Source organism: Paractinoplanes deccanensis, assembly GCF_016862115.1.
GTDB classification, from domain to species: Bacteria; Actinomycetota; Actinomycetes; order Mycobacteriales; family Micromonosporaceae; genus Actinoplanes; species Actinoplanes deccanensis.
The window spans coordinates 34,926-53,538 of record NZ_BOMI01000128.1 but is presented as its reverse complement, the minus strand read 5'-3'; the positions used below and the strand labels follow the sequence as shown (position 1 = coordinate 53,538).

Here is an 18,613-nt window from a genome sequence, read left to right as displayed (position 1 = left end):
TTACGCCGCGGTTCAGTCCCAGTTGAGGCCGCCACGCCTCCACACGTACGTGTAGGCGATGAAGACGGTGACGATGAACAGGACCATCTCGACGAAGCCGAACAGGCCGAGCGCGTTGAAGGACACGGCCCACGGATAGAGGAAGATGGTCTCGATGTCGAAGATGATGAAGAGCATCGCGGTCAGGTAGAACTTCACCGGGAACCGGCCGCCGCCCACCGGTTGCGGCGCGGGCTCGATGCCGCATTCGTATGCGTCGAGCTTGGCGCGGTTGTAGCGATGAGGACCGACGATCGGCGCGATCGACACGGAGAACAACGCGAAGAGCGCGCCGAGGATGAGTAACCCGACGATCGGGACGTATGGGTTGACCGACATCTCAGGACTCCTGCTTCGACTATGAGCCGTATAACACTATTCGTCCGATTTGTTCTTGGTCTCGCGGGGGTGCGGTCAGACCGCGGGGGCCACCTTGGTCAGGCCGTTGATGACCCGGTCCATGGCGTCGCCGCCGCGCGGGTCGGTGAGGTTCGCCAGCAGTTTCAGAACGAACCGCATCAACGTCGGATGCGGCATCCCGTGCTTCGTCGCGATCCGCATGATCTGGGGATTGCCGATGAGCTTCACGAACACCCCGCCGAGCCGGTAGTAGCCACCGAACCGCAGACTAAGCTCCGACGGGTACGCCCGCAGCGCACGCTCGCGGTCGGCGCCCTCCGGCCGGGCCAGCGCCTGCACGGCCACCTCGGCCGCGAGCTCGCCCGACTCCATGGCGTAGGCGATGCCCTCGCCGTTCATCGGGTTGACCATGCCACCGGAGTCGCCGACCAGCATCAGGCCGCGCGTGTAGTGGGGCACCCGGTTGAAGCCCATCGGCAGCGCGGCGCCGAGGATCGGGCCGTCCGCGTTGGACTCGTCGCGGAAGCCCCAGTCGGCCGGCGTGCCCGCGAGCCAGTCGGTCAGCATCGAGCGGTAGTTGGTCTTGCCGAAGGCGCTGGACGAGTTGAGGATGCCGAGGCCCACGTTCACCCGGCCGTCGCCCATGCCGAAGATCCAGCCGTAGCCCGGCAGCAGCCGGTCGGGGTCCTCCGAGCTGCGCAGCTCCAGCCAGGACTCGAGGTAGTCGTCGTCGGAGCGGACCGGTGAGGTGTAGTAGCGCCGGACGGCCACGCCGAGCGGGCGGTCGTCGCGCTTGGCAAGGCCCATCGCGAGCGGGAGCTTGCCCGAGACGCCGTCCGCGGCGATCACCAGGGGCGCCCGGAACTGCACGGGCTCCTTGCCGGCGCCGACCTTGGCCTCGACACCGATGGCGCGGCCGTCGTCGTCGAGCACCGGGCCGGTCACGTTCACCGACGTGCGCAGGATCGCGCCGGCCTCGACAGCGCGCTTGGCCAGCATGTCGTCGAAGTCGAGGCGGGTGCGGACCAGGCCGTAGCTGGGGAAGCTCGCCAGGTCGGGCCAGTCGAGCTCGAGGCGGACACCGCCGCCGATCACGCGGAGGCCGCGGTTGTGCAGCCAGCCGGCCTTCTCCGAGGTGTCGACGCCCATCCGCACCAGCTGGCGGACCGCGCGCGGAGTCAGGCCGTCACCGCACACCTTCTCGCGCGGGAACTCCGTTTTCTCGAGAAGCAGAACGCGCAAGCCATGACGCGCCATGTGATAAGCCGCCGCGGACCCGCCCGGTCCGGCCCCGACGACGATCACGTCCGCCTCGTCGGCTACCGGCCCGGATAGTACCTCGTTGCGCACACCACACCTCCGTCTCGCAGCGGCTCGTGAAACAGTTCACAAGCGCGCCCAAGTCGGAGTCTAAGACGGCCATCGAAGCTCGTTCGGGTAAGGGAACCCTAACTGTTTCGCGCCGGTGAATTAACGGACGGTGCGTCCGTGGTGATCTCGGACTCGCCCTCGGCGTCGAGGAACTGCCGGAAGGTGCCGCCGGTCGCCTTCTCCAACGCGGAGATCAACTGCTCGACAAGATCTTGTGCCAGCTCAGGATCTTGAGCGGCGACCATCCGGATGCGGGCGGCCAGCTCCATGCCGCGACGCTCGCCGGCCTCCCGGTCGTCGATCGCAATGTCGATGTCGGTGTCCTCGAGGTGCCCGAAAGTGGTCATTCTCCGAGGAAAACAGGAACTCGCCGTAGATGGGCGGAAACGACCGAGTTGTCCCCTTTAGGGCCATGCGGTCGACGGCGCGGTCCCGGAAGCGGCGCGGGAGCGGCTCAGAGGCGCGTCGCCCGATGGAGGGCCACGATGCCGCCCGTGAGGTTGCGCCAGCCGACACGGGACCACGGTCCGGCCCCCGCGACGCGGGCGGCCAGGGCGGGCTGGTCCGGCCAGGCGCGGATCGACTCGGCGAGATAGACGTACGCGTCCGGGTTGCTCGACACGCTCCGCGCCACCGCGGGCAGCGAGCGCATCAGGTATTGCAGGTAGACGGTGCGGAACGGCCCGTTCGTCGGGTGGCTGAACTCGCACACCACCAAGCGGCCGCCGGGCCGGGTGACCCGGCCGAGCTCACGCAGCGCAGCGTCGGTGTCGACCACGTTGCGTAGCGCGAAGGAGATCGTCACCGCGTCGAACGTGGCATCCGGAAACGGCAGCCGCAGCGCGTCGCCGGCTACCAGCGGCACGGCCGGCCGCGCCCGGCGCCCCACCCGCAGCATGCCCACCGAGAGGTCCGCGCCGACCGCGAACGCGCCCGAACGGCCCAGCTCCTCGGTGGAGACGCCGGTGCCGGCGCCCACGTCGAGCACCCGCTCCCCGGGCCGCAGACCGAGCGCAGCGCGGGTGGCGCGCCGCCAGCCGCGGTCCTGCCCGAAGGAGAGCACCGTGTTGGTCAGGTCGTAGCGCTTGGCCACGCCGTCGAACATCTCGGCGACCTCGTGCGGCTGCTTGTCCAGATCTGCGCGACTCACCCCACCACTCTGCCACCTGGCCCGAACACAGATCGGGCGGGATGGTCACCCATCCCGCCCGATCCTTGTGCGTTATATATACGACCGCCATCGGTCGGGTCCGCAAACCCTTACCGGGTTCAAAGAAGTTCTCAGGTCTTACGAGGGCAACGTAACCAGCACGGAAAGCCGGGAACAGAGCTTTACCGCGCTCGTTACGAAGGAGCAATCGACCCTCGCCGGTTCGCCGAGGGGCACCTGACCGAACGGGCAACGACGACCCCCCGAACAGGGCGTTTGCCGAGATCGGGCCGTGACCTTCGTGACCTTTACGAGACCCCGACCACCGGAAGCTGGGCGCGGCCCGCGCCGCCGCCGGGCATCGCGATCGACGAGAAGTGGGACACGACGCGCTCGTCGGTCGGGTCCTCGTCGGGGGTGCGGTGCACGGCCAGGTGCCTGTAGAGGGTGTCGCGCTGCGCCGGGATGCGATCGGCCGTACGGATCATCCAGATCAGCTCGTGCAGGTTGGAGCGGTGCCGGGCGCCGGCCGAGGAGATCACGTTCTCCTCCAGCATGATCGAGCCCAGGTCGTCGACGCCGATGTGCAGCGAGAGCTGGCCGACGTCCTTGCCCGTGGTCAGCCACGAGGCCTGCAGGTGGGCGACGTTGTCGAAGAACAGCCGCGACATGGCCAGGAAGCGCAGGTATTCCATCGTGGTCGCCTGGGTGCGGCCCTTGAGGTGGTTGTTCTCGGGCTGGTAGGTCCACGGGATGAACGCCCGGAAACCCCCGGCTACCGCCCCGCCACCCGCCTCTTGCTCGACCGCGTCGTCGCGGTAGCCGTTCGCGACCGCGAGGTCCTGCACGTCGCGGATCATGCGGATGTGCTCGATGCGCTCCTCGTGGGTCTCGCCGGTGCCCATCATCATGGTCGCGGTCGACGAGAGGCCGTTGCGGTGCGCCACCGCCATCACCTCGAGCCAGCGCGCGCCGCTCTCCTTGAGCGGGGCGATCGCCTTGCGCGGCCGGTCGGGCAGCATCTCGGCGCCCGCCCCGGCGATCGAGTCGAGACCGGCCGCCTTGATCCGGACGACGGCCTCCTCGATCGAGACGCCGGAGACCTTGGCCATGTGCAGGATCTCGCTCGGGCCGATCGAGTGGATCGCCAGCTGCGGGTAGGCCTGCTTGACCGAGGAGAAGAGGTTCTCGTAGTACTCCACACCGAAGTCGGGGTGGTGGCCGCCCTGGAGCATCACCTGGGTGGCGCCGAGATCGACCGCCTCGCCGCAGCGGTGCAGGATCTCCTCCATCGGGTGCGACCAGCCCTCCTTGTGCTTGGGGGCACGGAAGAAGGCGCAGAACTTGCACGCGGTGACGCACACGTTCGTGTAGTTGATGTTGCGGTCGATCAGGTAGGTGACGATGCCGTCCGGGTATCGGCGGCGGCGCACCGCGTCGGCGGCCTCGCCGAGCGCGTGGAAGGGGGCCTCCGTGTAGAGGAGCAGCGCCTCCTCGGGCGTGATCCGCCCGCCGTCGGCCGCTCGCTGCAGGATGCTGTCGATCTCGCGGTTCGCCGTCACGTACCGAAGAGTACGTCCAGCCGGGCCTCACCGTCAGCGGCGCACCTCTCACCTGGGTCGTTACTCTCGATGCGCGGTCGTCGCTGGGGGTGGGTGTGCTCGTCATTCATGGTGGTTGGTCGGACGGGCAGCTGATGCTCTGGGGCGAGGACGCCACGCGGCCCCTCACCACCGGCTCCCGGGCGGCCGAGCGGCCGCACCCGTTCGCCGCACCGGCCGGCGATCTGCCCGGCCTGCCCGGCTCGCCGGCCTCGGCGATCCTCCAGCTGCCCAGCACCGGCCGCGGCCCGGTGCCGTCACCCGAGACCGGCGTCGAGACGAGCGGGCGGGGCGTCAAGCTGGCCCCGTGGCGGGTGCCGGTGCTGCTGGTGCCCGGCGACGCCGCGCTGCCGGCGCTCCGCGAGCTGGCCGAGCCCTCGGACGACTGGCTGGCCGCGCCCGACCTGCGCTACCTCTGCGTCCTGGCCGGCTATGCCTGCGACCTGGCCCGCCGCGGGCGCATGCTGCCCCAGCTGGTCACCGAGCACGGTGTGGCCACGGCCCGCTGGCGGCCGGTGCTCACGGGCGCGGACGCGGCCACCTATCGCGACTTCGCCGAGGGCATGCCCCCGTCGGTGCGCGCCACCGGCGGCGGCGTGGCGGTGACGCTGCGCAATGCCCTCGACGCGCTCGTCGACTCCGGCGCACGCTCGGTGATGCCCGAGCGGATCCTGCACGGCCACCGGGCCGGCCCCAAGGCGCCGCTGCCCGACCGCTGGATCGCCGCGCTGACCGCCGGCGACCCCACCCTGCCGGGCGCGAAGCCGGCCGAGGAGCGCGAGCTGCGCGCGGCCCTCGACGACTGGCTGCGCGCGGCCCACGAGGCGAACGGGCCGGTGCGGGTCAGCTTCCGCCTCTTCGAGCCGCAGCCCGGCGACGACGAGTGGGGCCTCGAGTTCGCGTTGCAGTCGGCGGAGGACCCGAGCCTCTACCTGCCGGCCGAGGAGATCTGGGCCGGCGGCCGCTTCCCCGGGCTGCCCGCGCGCCCCGACGAGACGCTGCTGGCCGGGCTCGGGCGCGCCGTCCGGCTCTTTCCCCTGCTCCACGTGGCGCTGCGCGACCAGGAGCCGGGCCGGATGGCGATCGACACGGCGGAGGCGCACGAGTTCCTCCGGCACGCCGCCCCGCTGCTCCAGGCGGCCGGCTTCGGCGTGCAGTTGCCGGCGTGGGCGGGCCGCAAGGCGGTCGGCCTCAAGCTGACCACCCGCTCCCGCAAACCGAAGGGCACCTCGACCCGGGCGGCCGCCGACTCCGGCTTCGGCCTTCAGGAACTGGTCGACTTCCGGCTCGACCTGGTCATCGGCGACGGCGTGGTGAGCGCCGAGGAGCTCGCCGAGCTGGCCCGCCTCAAGGTGCCGCTGGTGCGGGTGCGCGGCCAGTGGGTGGAGCTCGACGACCGCCAGCTGCGCGCCGCGCTGAAGGCGGTCACCCGCCGCCGCGAGGGCGAGCTCACCGCCGGCGAGATCCTCCAGCAGGTCGTCGACGGCGGCGAGGAGGACCTGCCGCTGGTCGAGGTCGACGCGGACGGCATGCTCGGCGACCTCCTGTCGGGCCAGGCCGCGGACCGCATGCAGCCGGTGCCCACCCCGGCCGCCTTCCAGGGCAGCCTGCGTCCTTACCAGGAGCGCGGCCTCTCCTGGCTGCACTTCCTCACCCGGCTGGGCCTGGGCGGCATCCTCGCCGACGACATGGGCCTAGGAAAGACCGCCCAGACCCTGTCCCTGCTCCTCGCCGAGCGCGCCACTGCGGCCACGGACCAGCGGATGAGCCCCACCCTCCTCATCTGCCCGATGTCGCTGGTCAGCAATTGGCAGAAGGAGGCCGCCCGCTTCGCGCCCAGCATCCGGGTCTACGTGCATCACGGCGGCTCGCGCGTTCGCGGCGACGACTTCTACGACACGGTGGACGATGCCGACCTGGTCATCACGACCTACGGCACGGCCACCCGCGATCTCGAGACGCTCAAGAAGGTCGACTGGGGCCGTGTCGTCTGCGACGAGGCGCAGGCCATCAAGAACAGCGGCACCCGCCAGGCCCAGGCCGTCCGCGCCGTGCCCGCCCGCACCCGGCTCGCCCTCACCGGCACTCCCGTCGAGAACCACCTCGCCGAGCTGTGGTCCATCATGGACTTCTGCAACCCCGGCATGCTCGGGCCGGCGAAGCGGTTCCGCCGCCGCTTCCAGGAGCCGATCGAGATCCACCAGGACGAGGACGCCGCCGCGGCGCTCAAGCGCGCCACCGGGCCGTTCGTGCTGCGCCGGCTCAAGACCGACAAGACGATCATCTCGGATCTGCCGGAGAAGAACGAGATGAAGGTCTGGTGCACGCTCACCGCCGAGCAGGCCACCCTCTATCAGGCCGTCGTCGAGGACATGATGTCGGAGATCGAGGGGTCCGAGGGCATCCAGCGCCGCGGCAACGTGCTGGCCGCGATGACCAAGCTCAAGCAGGTCTGCAATCACCCCGCCCACCTGCTCAAGGACGGTTCGCGGCTGCCCGCGCGCTCGGGCAAGCTGGCCCGGCTCGAGGAGCTCGCCGAGGAGATCATCGAGGACGGCGACAAGGCCCTGATCTTCACGCAGTACGCGGAGTGGGGCGCGCTGCTCCAGCCGTACCTCGCCGCGCATCTCGACCGCCCGGTGCTGTGGCTCCACGGTGGACTGTCGAAGGCGAAGCGCGACGCGCTGGTCGAGCGCTTCCAGCACGACGACGAGCCGATGCTCTTCCTGCTCTCGCTCAAGGCCGCGGGCACCGGGCTCAACCTGACCGCCGCCAACCACGTCGTCCACTTCGACCGGTGGTGGAACCCGGCCGTCGAGGACCAGGCCACCGACCGCGCGTTCCGCATCGGACAGTCGCGTGACGTGCAGGTCCGCAAGTTCATCTGCACCGGCACGCTGGAGGAGAAGATCGACGCGATGATCGAGCGGAAGAAGGCGCTGGCCTCCTCGGTCGTCGGCACCGGCGAGGACTGGATCACCGACCTGAGCACCGACCAGCTGCGCGAGCTGTTCGCGCTCGACCCCGCGGCGGTGAGGTGACATGCCGATCGACCCCGAGGGCCGGTTCTTCGAGACGAGCCGTCCGATCGAAGTGGACGGTGGCATCGCCGTGCGCGCCAAACGCGGCAAGATCGGCGAGCAGTGGTGGTCGCGCAGGTTCGTCGACGTGCTCGAGCAGGTCTGCGACGGCGGCCGCCTCGCGCGGGGCCGCGCCTACGCGCGCAAGGGCCAGGTCATGGACTTCACTCTCGCGTCGGGGCGGGTCACGGCCCGGGTGCAAGGCTCACGGCCCCAGCCGTACGAGGTGACGATCGCGATCGCGGCCTTCGACGAGGCACAGTGGACCGTGCTGACGGAGGCGCTCGGCGGCCAGGCGCTGTATCGCGCGGCCCTGCTCGCCGGCGAGATGCCGCACGAGATCGTCGAGCTGTTCGCGGCCCACGACGCTCCGCTGTTCCCCGAGCGGCTGGACATCCGGTGCAGCTGTCCTGATTGGAGCGTGCCCTGCAAGCACGGCTCCGCGGTGCTCTACGTGCTCGCCGAGGCCTTCGACGACGACCCGTTCCTGGTGCTGGCGTGGCGGGGACGCGCTCGTGAGGCGCTGCTCGACGCGCTGCGCGGCACCCCCGAGCCGGCTGCCGCCGTCGACCCGCTCGCGGTCGAGGAGTCCCCTTTGGACGCTCGGCTCGCCGACTTCTACGCGCCCGGCATCAGCCTCGGGCGACTGCGCGAGCGCCCGTCCCGGGTGACCGTGCCACCGGAGCTGCTGCTGCGGGCGCTCGACGCGCCGCCCGTCAAGGTGCGCCACATCCCGCTCGTGGACCTGTTGCGGCCCGCGTACCGGGATCTCCATGATGGACCCACCACGGGGCCGGAGGCCGGGTGATCCGGCCCGGGCGGCACCCAGCCGATCCCTTGCGGCGAGTCGTGGTCCACTGTGGTTGGTGACGCGAGAACCCGTACGTCATCGGTCCAAAAGGTCGTCCAGGGCCGCGACGTCGTCGGCGGAGAGTGACCACGCACCCGCCGCGGCGTTTGCCTGCACCTGCTCGGCGCTGGTGGCGCCGGCGATGACGCTCGTGACCGCGGGCCGGGAGGCGAGACCGGCGATGGCGACGTCGAGCAGGCTGTGGCCGCGTTCCGCGCCGAAGGAGGCGAGCGCCTCGATCTTGTCCCAGTCGGCGCCGTCGAGGAAGCGCTGGTAGCGGTCGAGGGAGAGCCGGGTGCCGGCGGCCGGGGTCTCGCCGCGCCGGTACTTGCCGGAGAGCAGGCCCGAGTCGAGCGGGAAGAACGGCAGCAGGCCGAGGCCGTAGTGCTCGCAGGCCGGCACGACCTCGGTCTCGACGTCGCGCTGGAGGAGGCTGTACCGGTTCTGCGCGCTGATGAACGGGGTGAGGCCGCCGGCGCGGGCGGTCCAGTCGGCGTCCGCGATCTGGTATCCGGCGAAGTTGGAGTTGCCGAGGTAGCGCACCTTGCCGGAGCGGACCAGGTCGTCGAGGGCGGAGAGGGTCTCGTCGATCGGGGTCCGCGGGTCGGGCTCGTGCATCTGGTAGAGGTCGATGTAGTCGGTCTCGAGCCGGCGCAGCGAGGCCTCGACGGCGCGCACGATGTAGCGGCGCGATCCGCGGGCGCCGAAGTCGTTGCCGTTCAGGCCCTCCATGGTCATGCCGAACTTGGTCGCGAGCACCACCTCGTCGCGGCGGCCCTTGAGCGCGGCGCCGAGGCACTCCTCGGAGGCGCCGTGCGGCCTGCCGTAGATGTCCGCGGTGTCGAACAGCGTGATCCCGGCGTCGAAGGCGGCGTCGACGACCTCGCGGGTGCCGTCGGCGTCGAGCTTGCGGCCGAAGTTGTTGCAGCCGATGCCGACGACGGAGACGACCAGGCCCGAGGTGCCCAGCCGGCGGTAGCTCATCTCACTCATGAGCACGACCCTATGCCCGTTCGTACCGTCGTTCGCCCGGGACGGGGCGATATCGCCGTGCATCTATTGACACACGTTATTAACAAATCCGAGGCTCGGCTGAGAGCGCTCTCCCCCATCCGTCCTCCCCCGAACGGAAGGAGTCCCCGTGCGTAGGCTCCGCTCCCTTGCCGCCCTCCTGGCCGTCCTGGCCGCCGCGGTCGTCATCTCGCCGCGCGCGGCGTCGGCGATCGGCCCCGCCCTGCTGCCCGTCACCGTCACGAACAACACCGGTCGTGGCGACGCGGTCTACCTCTACGTCATCGGTGTGCAGTTGTCGTCCGGCCGGCTCGGCTACGTCAACCAGGCCGGCACCTTCACGGCCTGGAGCGGCGGGGCACTCCCGCCGGTGGCCGCACCGGACGTGTCCATTCCCGGCGCCGGCAACGGCGGCAGCTCGACCATCCAGTTCCCGCGCGGATTCTCCGGGCGGGTCTACTTCTCGCTCGGCGCGAAGCTCAAGTTCTTCCTGACCCCGGACGGGCTCGTGCAGCCGGCGCCGTGGGCCGGCGGCGACGCCAACCGGGACATCCTCTTCGACTGGAGCGAGTTCACCTACAACGACGCCGGGCTGTGGCTCAACAGCTCACAGGTGGACATGTTCGCCGTGCCGCACGCCGTCTCGGTCACCGGCGCCTCCGGCGCGACGAAGCGCACGGGCGATCTCGTGGCGAACGGCCGCACCAACGTGATCAACACGATCCGCGGGACCGCGGGGTGGGCCAACACGGTCTACTCCCGGGCCGACGGGACCGTGCTGCGCGTGCTCGCGCCCGGCAAGGCGGCCGGCGCGGGGCTGCTGAGCAGCACGTACCTCGACTCGTACATCGCCTCGGCCTGGAACGCGTACACCACCAAGACGCTGACCGTGGTGCCCTTCGCCGACCAGCCCAACACCCGGTACTTCGGCCGCACCTCGGGCAACACGATGGTCTTCACGAACTCGGCGGGCGCGCAGGTCGCGTCGTTCAACCGGCCGTCGTCGGCCAGCGTCTGGGGCTGCGACGGTGATCTGCCGGCGCCCAACGACCAGGTGGTGGGACCGATCTCCCGTACGCTCTGCGCGGCCCTCAACCGCGGCACGCTCGGCACCATCGACACGCAGCCCAGCACGAACGCCGCCGACTTCTACCGCAACAACCCGACGAACGTGTACGCCAAGGTGATCCACGCGAACATGGTCGACGGCAAGGCGTACGCGTTCGCCTTCGACGACGTCGGCGCCTTCGAGTCGCTGGTGCACGACGGCGACCCGCGCTCGGCCGGCCTCATCCTCACCCCGTTCAGCGGCGGCGGCACCACGCCTCCCCCGGCGACCGGCGGTGTGCCGCTCATCAGCGCGCTGAACAACAAGTGCGTCGACGTGCCCAGCTCCAACTTCGCCGACAGCGTCCCGCTGCAGATGTGGACCTGCAACGGGACGAACGCCCAGAAGTGGACCTTCACGGGCGGCGCCCTGAAGAGCCAGAACAACAAGTGCATGGACGTGACCGCGGCCGGCACGGCGAACGGCACGCCCCTGCAGCTCTACACCTGCAACGGCACCGGCGCGCAGCAGTTCGTGCTCTCGGCCGCCGGCGATCTGGTCAACCCGCAGTCCAACAGGTGCGTCGACATCAAGGACCTCAACTCCGCCGACGGCGCCCGGCTCCAGCTGTGGGACTGCGCGGGATCGGCCAACCAGAAGTGGCGGACCTCCTAGGGACGCCAGAGGCCCAGCTGACGGGACAGCGCCACCAGCTCACCGGCGCTGTCCCACAGGTAGGCGTCCTCCTCCACGAGGCCCGGCGCGATGTGCCGGGCCTCGAGGCGGGCCTGGAGCCAGCCCGGGGCGGGCTCCTTGCGAAGGTGCACGGTGAGCTCGAGGGTCGGCGCGGTCACCGGGCCGACCAGCTCGCCCAGCGCGGGCGGGAAGGCGTCGACGAAGAACGGCAGGGCCGCCAGATCGGGCTCACGGCCGTCGGCGAACCGGATCCAGCCGTCGATCCGCGCCTCGCCGGGGCCGTCGCCACCGATCCAGCGCGAGCCGGGCAACATCCGGTAGTCGACGCGCTCGGCGACCCGGACGCCCATCTTGCCCGCCAGCCCGCCGGCGGAGGAGACACACTCGCCGGGCCCGGGAATCTCCGGAGCGGCGATCGGGTGCCGCACCGGCGCCTCCTGAAGAGCCGGATCGCCGTACGTGGCGACGACCCGGACCCGCTCCTTGTCGTCCTGGCGCAGCGCCACCGACACCGTGCTGGTCAGCCGCCCCCGCTTGACCACCTCCACGGCGAGATCGGCCGCCCCGTCCTGCCCCGGCCGCACGAAATGCCCGGTCGCCGTGACGAGTCGCTGCTCCGGCACGGCCCGCGCCCCGGCCGCCAGCGCCACCGCGAACAGATAGCCGCCGTTCGGCACACCGGTCGCGATCGCCCACTCGGGACTGATCGTCGCCGCCCACCGCCCACCGGACTCGCTCACCACAGTGTCGGCGTCGAACTGGTGCCCCATGCCCTCTCCCCTGCTCCGGGCGCACAGCCGGGCGAGCTTCCGGCGTACGCCTTGGCACGGCCGGACCAGCGGGCCCGTTCGTGCTCATCGAAGTCCATGATCGGGGACTCTAGCCAACGAAAGCGAAGACCGCCCCGGCACGCGGCCGGGGCGGTCTTTTCGCCGCTTCGTCAGAGCGTCGTGATGATCCGCTTGCGGCGGAAGGTGTAGGCCGCCGCGGCACCCGCGAGGAGCAGGAGGGCGCCGCCGAGCGCGACCCAGCCGGTGGGGGCGCCGGTGACCGGGAGGCCCTCGCCGTCGCCCTCGCCGCCGCCCTGGCCGCCGGTGCCGGTGACCTTCAGGGCGAGAGCAGCCTTGTCGTTCTTGGCGTTGTTGTCCTGCGGGCCGCCGTCGACGGTGACCGAGCCGGCGGCCGAGGACGTGCCGGTGATGACGCCGGTGAAGGTGAACAGGTTCTGCTGGCCCTTGCCCATGCCGGACTCGGGCAGGCAGATGTAGTCGAGGCCGCTGACCGTGCCGAACTCCTTGGAGAACTCGTCGGCGCCGGCCGGCAGGCAGAACTCGTCGACCTTGGTCAGCTTGACACCGGCCGGCACGCTGACCAGCACGGCCGGGAACCAGTCGTCGGTGAGCGGGACGACGCTGGTCGGGCCGAGGTTGCGTACGCCGACCTTGACGGTCTTGGTGTCGCCGACCGCGCCGGCGAAGGTGCCGCCGATCGCGGTGCTGTCCGCCACGGACTTGCCGAGGCTGACGCCGAAGAGGGCGATGTTGTCGTCGGAGTTGATGTCCTCCGGGACGTCCTCGTCGTCCGGCACGTCGACCTCGCCGGCGGTGCGCTTGGCCTCGAGCGTCAGCTTCGGCCCGGGCTTCGCGGCGAGCGCGTCCGCGGCGCCGTCCTTCACGCCGATGGCCGCCACCGCGCCCTGGTACTTGTAGGGGCCGCCCGCGTCCGCCCGCACCTTGATCTTCATCGGGGAGCCGGCCGGCAGCGTGAACGTCGCGCCGGGGGCGAACTCCTGCTTGAAGAAGCAGATGACGCCGCCGAGCTCCTCGTCGTCGAGCTCGGTGACGCAGTTGGAGTAGTCGGTGAGCGGCTCGAGACCCGGCTCGGCGAGCATGACCAGGCCGATCTGGTCGAGCGTCTCGCTGCCGGTGTTCCGCACGACGACCGGCACGTTCGCGGACTGACCGCGCGCGATCTTCAGGTCGCCGATCGGGTCGACCTCCAGGTCGACGCCGCCGGCCGAGCGCACGACGGTGGTCTCGGTCTCGAACGCGCCGACGTTCGCCGTGAAGGACGAGACGATCTTGTCGCCGGTCGGCTTCAGCGTGACGGCGATCGTGCGCTTCTGGCCACCGGCCAGGTCGCCCAGCTTGCAGCTGGTCGCCTCGCAGCCGGCCGGGAGCGTGAGACCGAGGCTGGGGTCGACGCCCTTGAACTCGAGCACGACGCCCTTCGCGGTCACCGAGCTGTAGTTCTGGATCTCGGCGCGGACCGTCTTGGACTTGCCCTGGATCACCGCGATCTGCTCGGGAAGGTAGACGCCGACGAGCGGCTCGGTCTCGGCCGGGGCGGCCTGGGCCGGCGCGGCGAGACCGCCGAGGGCCACGGCCGCGAGGGCAGCGGGAATCGCTAACGAGCGGAGGCTCATGGGTCACCGTTCCTGGGAATCAGCTGGATTTTCCGTCAGTCAGCTGAGAGTCACGGCAGACTAGAGCCCTCACTTGCTGGAGATCAAACTTCGGCGAATACCGGTCCTTCGGCCGGAAGGGGCGGAACCTCGCCCCGAGCGGCAGCTCGGCGGGCAAACTCCCGCATACCGGCGATCTGGCGCTCGCCGAGCGAGAAGTCGAGAACCCGGAAATAGTGCGCGAGCGTCTCGGCGTCGAACGGCTCCCACCGGGCGGCGGCCGCGGCCACCTCGTCGAGCTCGCCCAGGCACAGGTCGCGGGAGCGCTGGAACGCCTCGTGCACGTCCTTGACCACGCCCGGGTTGGCCGCGGCGAAGTCCTTGCGAACCGCCCAGACGGCGAAGACCATCGGCAGCCCGGTCCACTTCCGCCACGCCTCGCCCAGGTCGGTGACCTCCAGGCCGAGGCGGGGACCCTCGTACATGGCGCGCAGGGCCGGGTCGCCGATCAGCACGCCGGCGTCCGCCTCCATGAGCATCTGGGTGAGCTCGGGCGGGCAGCGGAAGTATTCCGGCTCGGCGCCGTACTGGTCGGCGAGGAGCATCTGGGCCAGCAGCACGCCGGTGCGCGAGGTGGAGCCGAGCGCGACCGGCCGGCCGTCGAGCTCGGCGAGCGGCCGGGTGGAGATCAGGTTGACCGAGAGCACCGGGCCGTCGCTGCCCACCGCCAGGTTGGGCAGGAGCACCAGCTCGTCGGCGTGGCGCAGGTATTCGACGAGGGTGATCGGGCCGATGTCGAGGTCACCGGCGACCAGACTGGCGCTGAGCCGCTCGGGGGTGTCCTTGCGCAGGTCGACGTCGAGGAGGGCGCCGGATCGCATCAGGCCCCAGTAGATCGGCAGGCAGTTGAGGAACTGGATGTGCCCGACCCGGGGCCGACCGGCGCTGTCGCTCATGCCCCGACGCTATCTCTCACCAGGTGGGAACCGCGCACGGCAGGGGGCGATGGTGGTTCACGTCGCACGATCGGCCAGGCGGCCAGCGCGGCGAGCAGACCGGCGACGCCGGTGGACGCGACCAGCACCCGCAGGTCGAACTGGCCGACAAGCGGACCCGCCACGGCCAGGCCGATCATGCCGGCGCCCTGGATCGGCGCGTTCACGGCGGCGAACGCCCGGCCCCGGGCGGCGGACGGCGCGCGACCGGCCACGAAGACCATCACGAAGACGTTGATCGCGCCGTTGAAGAAGCCGCCGGCGATCCAGAGCGGCACGACCCACACAGCGTCGCCGACGAAGGCCGCCCCGACGAGCGGAACGCAGCTGCCGCTGGTCACGGCCAGCATCGCCATCGGCGTGATGCGGTGCGGCGGCACCCGGCCGCAGACGACGGACCCGGCGAGCATGCCGACCGTCCAGGACGCGGCGACGAAACCGTACAAAGTGGTGGATGCGCCGAGGGTCTCGCGGATGAAGAAGACGTCGAAGACGTTGATCGCGCTGATCCCCAGCACGATGGCGGCGAGCACACCGACCATCACCGCGAGGGTACGGTCGTCGCGCAGGCGCCACGGGACGAGCGGCGCGGGAACGCCGGCCGCGGGGGAGCGACGTCGCCGCGTGCGCACGGCGAAGGCGGCCACGACGAGCGCCAGATAGGTGCCCGCGTCGATCAGCAACGGCACCCGCGCCCCGGTCTGCCCGACCAGGATGCCGGCGAGCGCCGGGCCGATCAGGACGCCGACCTGCCCCGCGGTCTGGCTGATGCCGCTCGCCTTGGCCAGGTCCTCCCGGCGGACCATCTCGGGCAGCAGCGCCGACAGCACCGGCTGGGTGAAGGCGAGACCGCAGGCGAGCAGCGCCACCAGGGCGATGATCAGCGCCGGGTGCGTGGTGAAGGCCAGCACGGCGCAAACGAGGGCCTGCGCGAACGCCGTGACGGCCAGGATCGTCCGGCTGTCGGCCATGTCGGCGAGGCGGCCGCTGATCGGGGCGAGCAGCACCAGCGGCAGGCCCGCGGCGAGCATCAGGCCGGACACCGCCACGCCACCGTGACCGGACTCCTGCAGGACGAGGGCGAGCGTGGTCGCGGCGAGGAAGTCCCCACAGGCCGACAGCGCCCGGGAGCCGACGACCAGAGAGACATCGGACCAGCGCGAGGCCTGAAGTGTGAAAGACATACTTCGAAAATAATCCTTCACACTTCTTGATCGCTACGGCTGGCCCTCCTCGGTCGGGAAGACGACGTAGTTGAAGTGCACCCGGCGGGCGGTGGGCGGCGCGGTCTCCTGCCGATCCCGCAACCGGTACGGCTCCGTCAGCGCGTTGACCTTGGCGGTGAGCTCCTTCAGCTCGTCCGCGGTGAGCAGCAGCTCCAGGCTGGACATCCCGCCCGCGTCACGCCACGGCTCGGGCTCGTTCGGCTGCCGCCGCACCCACTCGCGGGCCCGGCGCACGTCCCGGTCGAGGAAGACGTCGACCAGGGCGGCGGCCGCCGCGACAGCCTCCGGCTCCCCGCCCTCGGTGTCGATGCGCAGCCCGGTGCTGGTGCTGCGCCACACCCGCTCGCGGCCGTCCCCGCGGCTCGGCGCCTGCTCGACCAGCTTGTATTTCGCCAGCTCGCGCAGGTGGTAGCTGGTGGCGCTGGGCGAGAGACCGACCAGCTCGGCGCACTCGGTCGCGGTGATCGCGGCGCCGGTGTTGTTCAGATACTCCATGATCTCGATGCGGGCCGGGTGGGCCAGCGCCCGCATGACCTGGGGTTCGGAGATCCGCCTGCTCTGCCCGTCCGTCATGGCCCCCATTATTCGGTGGAGTGGCCGGACGGTTGCGCGTAGTGTGGAGGGCCGCTCGACGGCCGTGGTGAGCATGCACCGCAGCGGACGTCCCCCCGCGCCGGCGGCCTCCCGCCGGATACGCGAGCAGCCGGGAACACCCTGCCTGAGGATGAGCCGTGCCCGCATTCGACCTGGACACCGAACTAGCAGCCGAACGTCACCACCTCACCGAGTCGCGCGCCGCGCTCGCCCGGATGCGAGGACGGGCCGAGGCCCTGTTCTCGACCGGCGACAAGGTGGCCGGCGACGCGTACACCGCGGAACAGCTCGGCCGGCACATGGCCCGCCGGGTCAAGGAACTCGCGGACGACCCCACGACGCCGCTCTTCTTCGGGCGGCTCGACATCGACGAGTCGGCGTACCACGTGGGCCGCCGGCACGTCACCGACGACGCCGGCGAGCCGATGGTGCTCGACTGGCGCGCCCCGCTGTCCCGCTCGTTCTACCGGGCCAGCGTGCGCGACCCCCAGGGGGTGAGCGTCCGCCGGCGGTTCGGCTTCGTGAAAGGCGAGCTGACCAGCTTCGAGGACGAGCACCTCGACCGCGGCGAGGAGCTGGGCACCAAGAGCCGCATCCTGACCGCCGAGATCGAACGGCCGCGTGTCGGCCCGATGCGCGACATCGTGGCGACCATCCAGCCCGAACAGGACGAGCTTGTCCGCGCCGACCTCGCCGACTCGATCTGCGTGCAGGGCGCCCCGGGCACGGGCAAGACGGCGGTCGGCCTGCACCGGGCCGCCTACCTGCTCTATCTGCACCGCGAACGGCTGCGCCGCTCGGGCGTGCTCATCGTCGGCCCCAACACGGCCTTCCTGTCGTACATCTCGGCGGTCCTCCCGGCGCTCGGCGAGATCGAGGTGCAGCAGTCCACGGTGGACGAGCTGGTGGGGCGCGTGCCGGTACGAGCGGACGACAGCCCCGCCGCGGCACTGGTCAAGAACGACGTACGCATGGCCGACGTGCTGCGCAAGGCCCTGTGGGCGCGGCTCACCAAGCCCACCGACCCGATCATGGTGTCCGACGGCTCGTACCGCTGGCGCATCGACGCCGAACCGCTGCGCCGCATCGTCGACGAGGCCCGGCGCGAGGGACTGCCCTACGCGGTGGGTCGCGAGCGGGTCCGCGCCCGGGTGGTGGGCCTGCTCCAGCGGCAGTCGGAATACCGCACCGGCAACTCGCCGACCGAGGGCTGGCTGCGCAAGATGGCCAAGGTCGCGCCGGTGACCGAGTTCCTCGAGAAGGCGTGGCCCGCGGTGACGCCGGAGGCGCTGGTGGCCGAGGTGCTGACCGACCCGTTCGTGGCGGGCGACCTGCTCACCGCCGAGGAGCAGGAGGCGATCCGCTGGGCGAAGCCGCCGCGGACCGTGAAGGCCGCGAAGTTCAGCGCCGCCGACCTGGTGCTGATCGACGAGGCGGCCGGGCTGATGGAGCGCACGGCGAGCTTCGGCCACGTGGTGATCGACGAGGCGCAGGACCTCTCCCCCATGCAGGCGCGGGCCATCGCCCGGCGCAGCGAGCACGGCTCCATCACGGTGCTCGGCGACCTGGCACAGGGCACGGCGCCGTGGGCCGCCGCCGCATGGGGCGAGACGCTGAGCCACCTGGGCAAGCCGGAGGCGAGCGTGGTGCCGCTGACCGTCGGCTTCCGGGTGCCGGCCGCCGTGGTCGAGCTGGCCAACCGCCTGCTGCCGGCCCTGGGCGTCGACGTGCCCGAGGCGGTGTCGCTGCGCCGCGACGGCGACCTCGCGATCGTGCCGGTCGCGGCGCCGTCCGACCTGGACGCCGAGACACTCGCCGAGGTGACGGCGGCCCTGGCGCACGAGGGCTCGGTCGCCCTGATCGCGGCGGACACCGCGGTGCAACGCCTCCGTGGCCACCTCGCGGCCGCCGGCATCGAGAACGCGACGCCCGACGACGTCGACTCCGAGGCGCGCGTCACGGTGGTGCCGGCGACGGTGGTCAAGGGCCTGGAGTATGACCACGTGGTCGTCCACGAGCCGTCGGACATCGTCGACGCCGAGCCGAAGGGCCTCAACCGGCTGTACGTCGTGCTCACCCGCGCCGTCTCCCGGCTCTCCGTGGTGCACGCGAAACCGCTGCCCGCCGCGCTGACCTGAAAAAACGCAGAACTCCGACACTTAAGGCTGTGTTGAGGAACGCGGTGTGA

The 18,613-nt window shown here is 71.1% G+C and carries 15 protein-coding genes; 4 read left to right on the top strand and 11 right to left on the bottom strand.

The window, feature by feature from the left end; genetic code table 11:
* Positions 1 to 12: 12 nt before the first annotated feature.
* The 5 genes from Ade02nite_RS32165 to mqnC form a co-directional block, all read right to left on the bottom strand.
* A complete protein-coding gene (locus tag Ade02nite_RS32165) occupies positions 13 to 378 on the bottom strand; it encodes an NADH-quinone oxidoreductase subunit A (protein WP_097327860.1) in 366 nt (121 codons plus the stop codon).
* A 75-nt stretch (positions 379 to 453) separates the two neighbouring features.
* The gene (locus Ade02nite_RS32160) at positions 454 to 1,749 is read right to left on the bottom strand and encodes a geranylgeranyl reductase family protein (protein WP_203772088.1); all 1,296 of its coding nucleotides are present in this window, start codon (positions 1,747 to 1,749) and stop codon (positions 454 to 456) included.
* Between the two features lie 98 nt (positions 1,750 to 1,847).
* Positions 1,848 to 2,117, bottom strand: a complete 270-nt coding sequence (locus Ade02nite_RS32155) for a hypothetical protein (RefSeq protein WP_203772086.1) — start codon at positions 2,115 to 2,117, stop codon at positions 1,848 to 1,850.
* Between the two features lie 107 nt (positions 2,118 to 2,224).
* Positions 2,225 to 2,920 carry a demethylmenaquinone methyltransferase gene (locus Ade02nite_RS32150; RefSeq protein WP_203772084.1) on the bottom strand — a complete coding sequence of 232 codons (696 nt, stop codon included), beginning with the start codon at positions 2,918 to 2,920 and terminating at the stop codon, positions 2,225 to 2,227.
* A gap of 308 nt (positions 2,921 to 3,228) precedes the next feature.
* The gene (gene mqnC, locus Ade02nite_RS32145) at positions 3,229 to 4,482 is read right to left on the bottom strand and encodes a cyclic dehypoxanthinyl futalosine synthase (protein ID WP_203772082.1); all 1,254 of its coding nucleotides are present in this window, start codon (positions 4,480 to 4,482) and stop codon (positions 3,229 to 3,231) included.
* Positions 4,483 to 4,577: 95 nt separating this feature from the next.
* Here mqnC and Ade02nite_RS32140 point away from each other — a divergent pair, with 95 nt between their 5' ends.
* Positions 4,578 to 7,562 (top strand): DEAD/DEAH box helicase, encoded by a 2,985-nt coding sequence (locus tag Ade02nite_RS32140; protein WP_203772080.1) that lies wholly within the window; start codon positions 4,578 to 4,580, stop codon positions 7,560 to 7,562.
* Between the two features lies 1 nt (position 7,563).
* A complete protein-coding gene (locus Ade02nite_RS32135; RefSeq protein WP_203772078.1) occupies positions 7,564 to 8,409 on the top strand; it encodes an SWIM zinc finger family protein in 846 nt (281 codons plus the stop codon).
* 78 nt (positions 8,410 to 8,487) lie between these two features.
* Here the strand turns inward: Ade02nite_RS32135 and Ade02nite_RS32130 are convergent, their stop codons facing one another.
* Positions 8,488 to 9,444, bottom strand: coding sequence for an aldo/keto reductase (locus Ade02nite_RS32130; RefSeq protein WP_203772076.1), 957 nt, complete (start codon positions 9,442 to 9,444; stop codon positions 8,488 to 8,490).
* 148 nt (positions 9,445 to 9,592) lie between these two features.
* Here Ade02nite_RS32130 and Ade02nite_RS32125 point away from each other — a divergent pair, with 148 nt between their 5' ends.
* On the top strand, positions 9,593 to 11,185 hold the full coding sequence (locus tag Ade02nite_RS32125; protein WP_203772074.1) for a beta-1,3-glucanase family protein: 1,593 nt from the start codon (positions 9,593 to 9,595) through the stop codon (positions 11,183 to 11,185).
* Here the strand turns inward: Ade02nite_RS32125 and Ade02nite_RS32120 are convergent.
* The 5 genes from Ade02nite_RS32120 to Ade02nite_RS32100 form a co-directional block, all read right to left on the bottom strand.
* Positions 11,182 to 11,976 carry a thioesterase family protein gene (locus tag Ade02nite_RS32120; RefSeq protein ID WP_203772072.1) on the bottom strand — a complete coding sequence of 265 codons (795 nt, stop codon included), beginning with the start codon at positions 11,974 to 11,976 and terminating at the stop codon, positions 11,182 to 11,184. The genes Ade02nite_RS32125 and Ade02nite_RS32120 overlap by 4 nt on opposite strands.
* Positions 11,977 to 12,146: 170 nt before the next feature.
* Complete coding sequence (locus tag Ade02nite_RS32115; protein WP_203772070.1) at positions 12,147 to 13,631, bottom strand: LPXTG cell wall anchor domain-containing protein; 1,485 nt, start codon at positions 13,629 to 13,631, stop codon at positions 12,147 to 12,149.
* A gap of 83 nt (positions 13,632 to 13,714) precedes the next feature.
* Positions 13,715 to 14,566 (bottom strand): menaquinone biosynthetic enzyme MqnA/MqnD family protein, encoded by an 852-nt coding sequence (locus tag Ade02nite_RS32110; protein ID WP_203772068.1) that lies wholly within the window; start codon positions 14,564 to 14,566, stop codon positions 13,715 to 13,717.
* Positions 14,563 to 15,789: an MFS transporter gene (locus Ade02nite_RS32105; protein WP_203772066.1), complete on the bottom strand. Its 1,227-nt coding sequence runs from the start codon at positions 15,787 to 15,789 to the stop codon at positions 14,563 to 14,565. The genes Ade02nite_RS32110 and Ade02nite_RS32105 overlap by 4 nt, the downstream gene beginning before the upstream one ends.
* 33 nt (positions 15,790 to 15,822) lie before the next feature.
* The gene (locus tag Ade02nite_RS32100; RefSeq protein WP_203772064.1) at positions 15,823 to 16,404 is read right to left on the bottom strand and encodes an ArsR/SmtB family transcription factor; all 582 of its coding nucleotides are present in this window, start codon (positions 16,402 to 16,404) and stop codon (positions 15,823 to 15,825) included.
* A gap of 158 nt (positions 16,405 to 16,562) precedes the next feature.
* On the opposite strand from Ade02nite_RS32100, the gene Ade02nite_RS32095 reads away from it, so the two are divergent.
* Positions 16,563 to 18,563 carry a HelD family protein gene (locus tag Ade02nite_RS32095; RefSeq protein ID WP_203772062.1) on the top strand — a complete coding sequence of 667 codons (2,001 nt, stop codon included), beginning with the start codon at positions 16,563 to 16,565 and terminating at the stop codon, positions 18,561 to 18,563.
* Positions 18,564 to 18,613: the final 50 nt, after the last annotated feature.

Bases quoted from the DNA above. Each gene is read 5' to 3' on its own strand.
- Ade02nite_RS32120 (WP_203772072.1), bottom strand. From the start codon at position 11,976: ATGGGGCACCAGTTCGACGCCGACACTGTGGTGAGCGAGTCCGGTGGG.
- Ade02nite_RS32110 (WP_203772068.1), bottom strand. From the start codon at position 14,566: ATGAGCGACAGCGCCGGTCGGCCCCGGGTCGGGCACATCCAGTTCCTC.
- Ade02nite_RS32155 (WP_203772086.1), bottom strand. From the start codon at position 2,117: ATGACCACTTTCGGGCACCTCGAGGACACCGACATCGACATTGCGATC.
- Ade02nite_RS32130 (WP_203772076.1), bottom strand. From the start codon at position 9,444: ATGAGTGAGATGAGCTACCGCCGGCTGGGCACCTCGGGCCTGGTCGTC.
- Ade02nite_RS32115 (WP_203772070.1), bottom strand. From the start codon at position 13,631: ATGAGCCTCCGCTCGTTAGCGATTCCCGCTGCCCTCGCGGCCGTGGCC.
- Ade02nite_RS32165 (WP_097327860.1), bottom strand. From the start codon at position 378: ATGTCGGTCAACCCATACGTCCCGATCGTCGGGTTACTCATCCTCGGC.
- Ade02nite_RS32105 (WP_203772066.1), bottom strand. From the start codon at position 15,789: ATGTCTTTCACACTTCAGGCCTCGCGCTGGTCCGATGTCTCTCTGGTC.
- Ade02nite_RS32135 (WP_203772078.1), top strand. From the start codon at position 7,564: ATGCCGATCGACCCCGAGGGCCGGTTCTTCGAGACGAGCCGTCCGATC.
- Ade02nite_RS32100 (WP_203772064.1), bottom strand. From the start codon at position 16,404: ATGACGGACGGGCAGAGCAGGCGGATCTCCGAACCCCAGGTCATGCGG.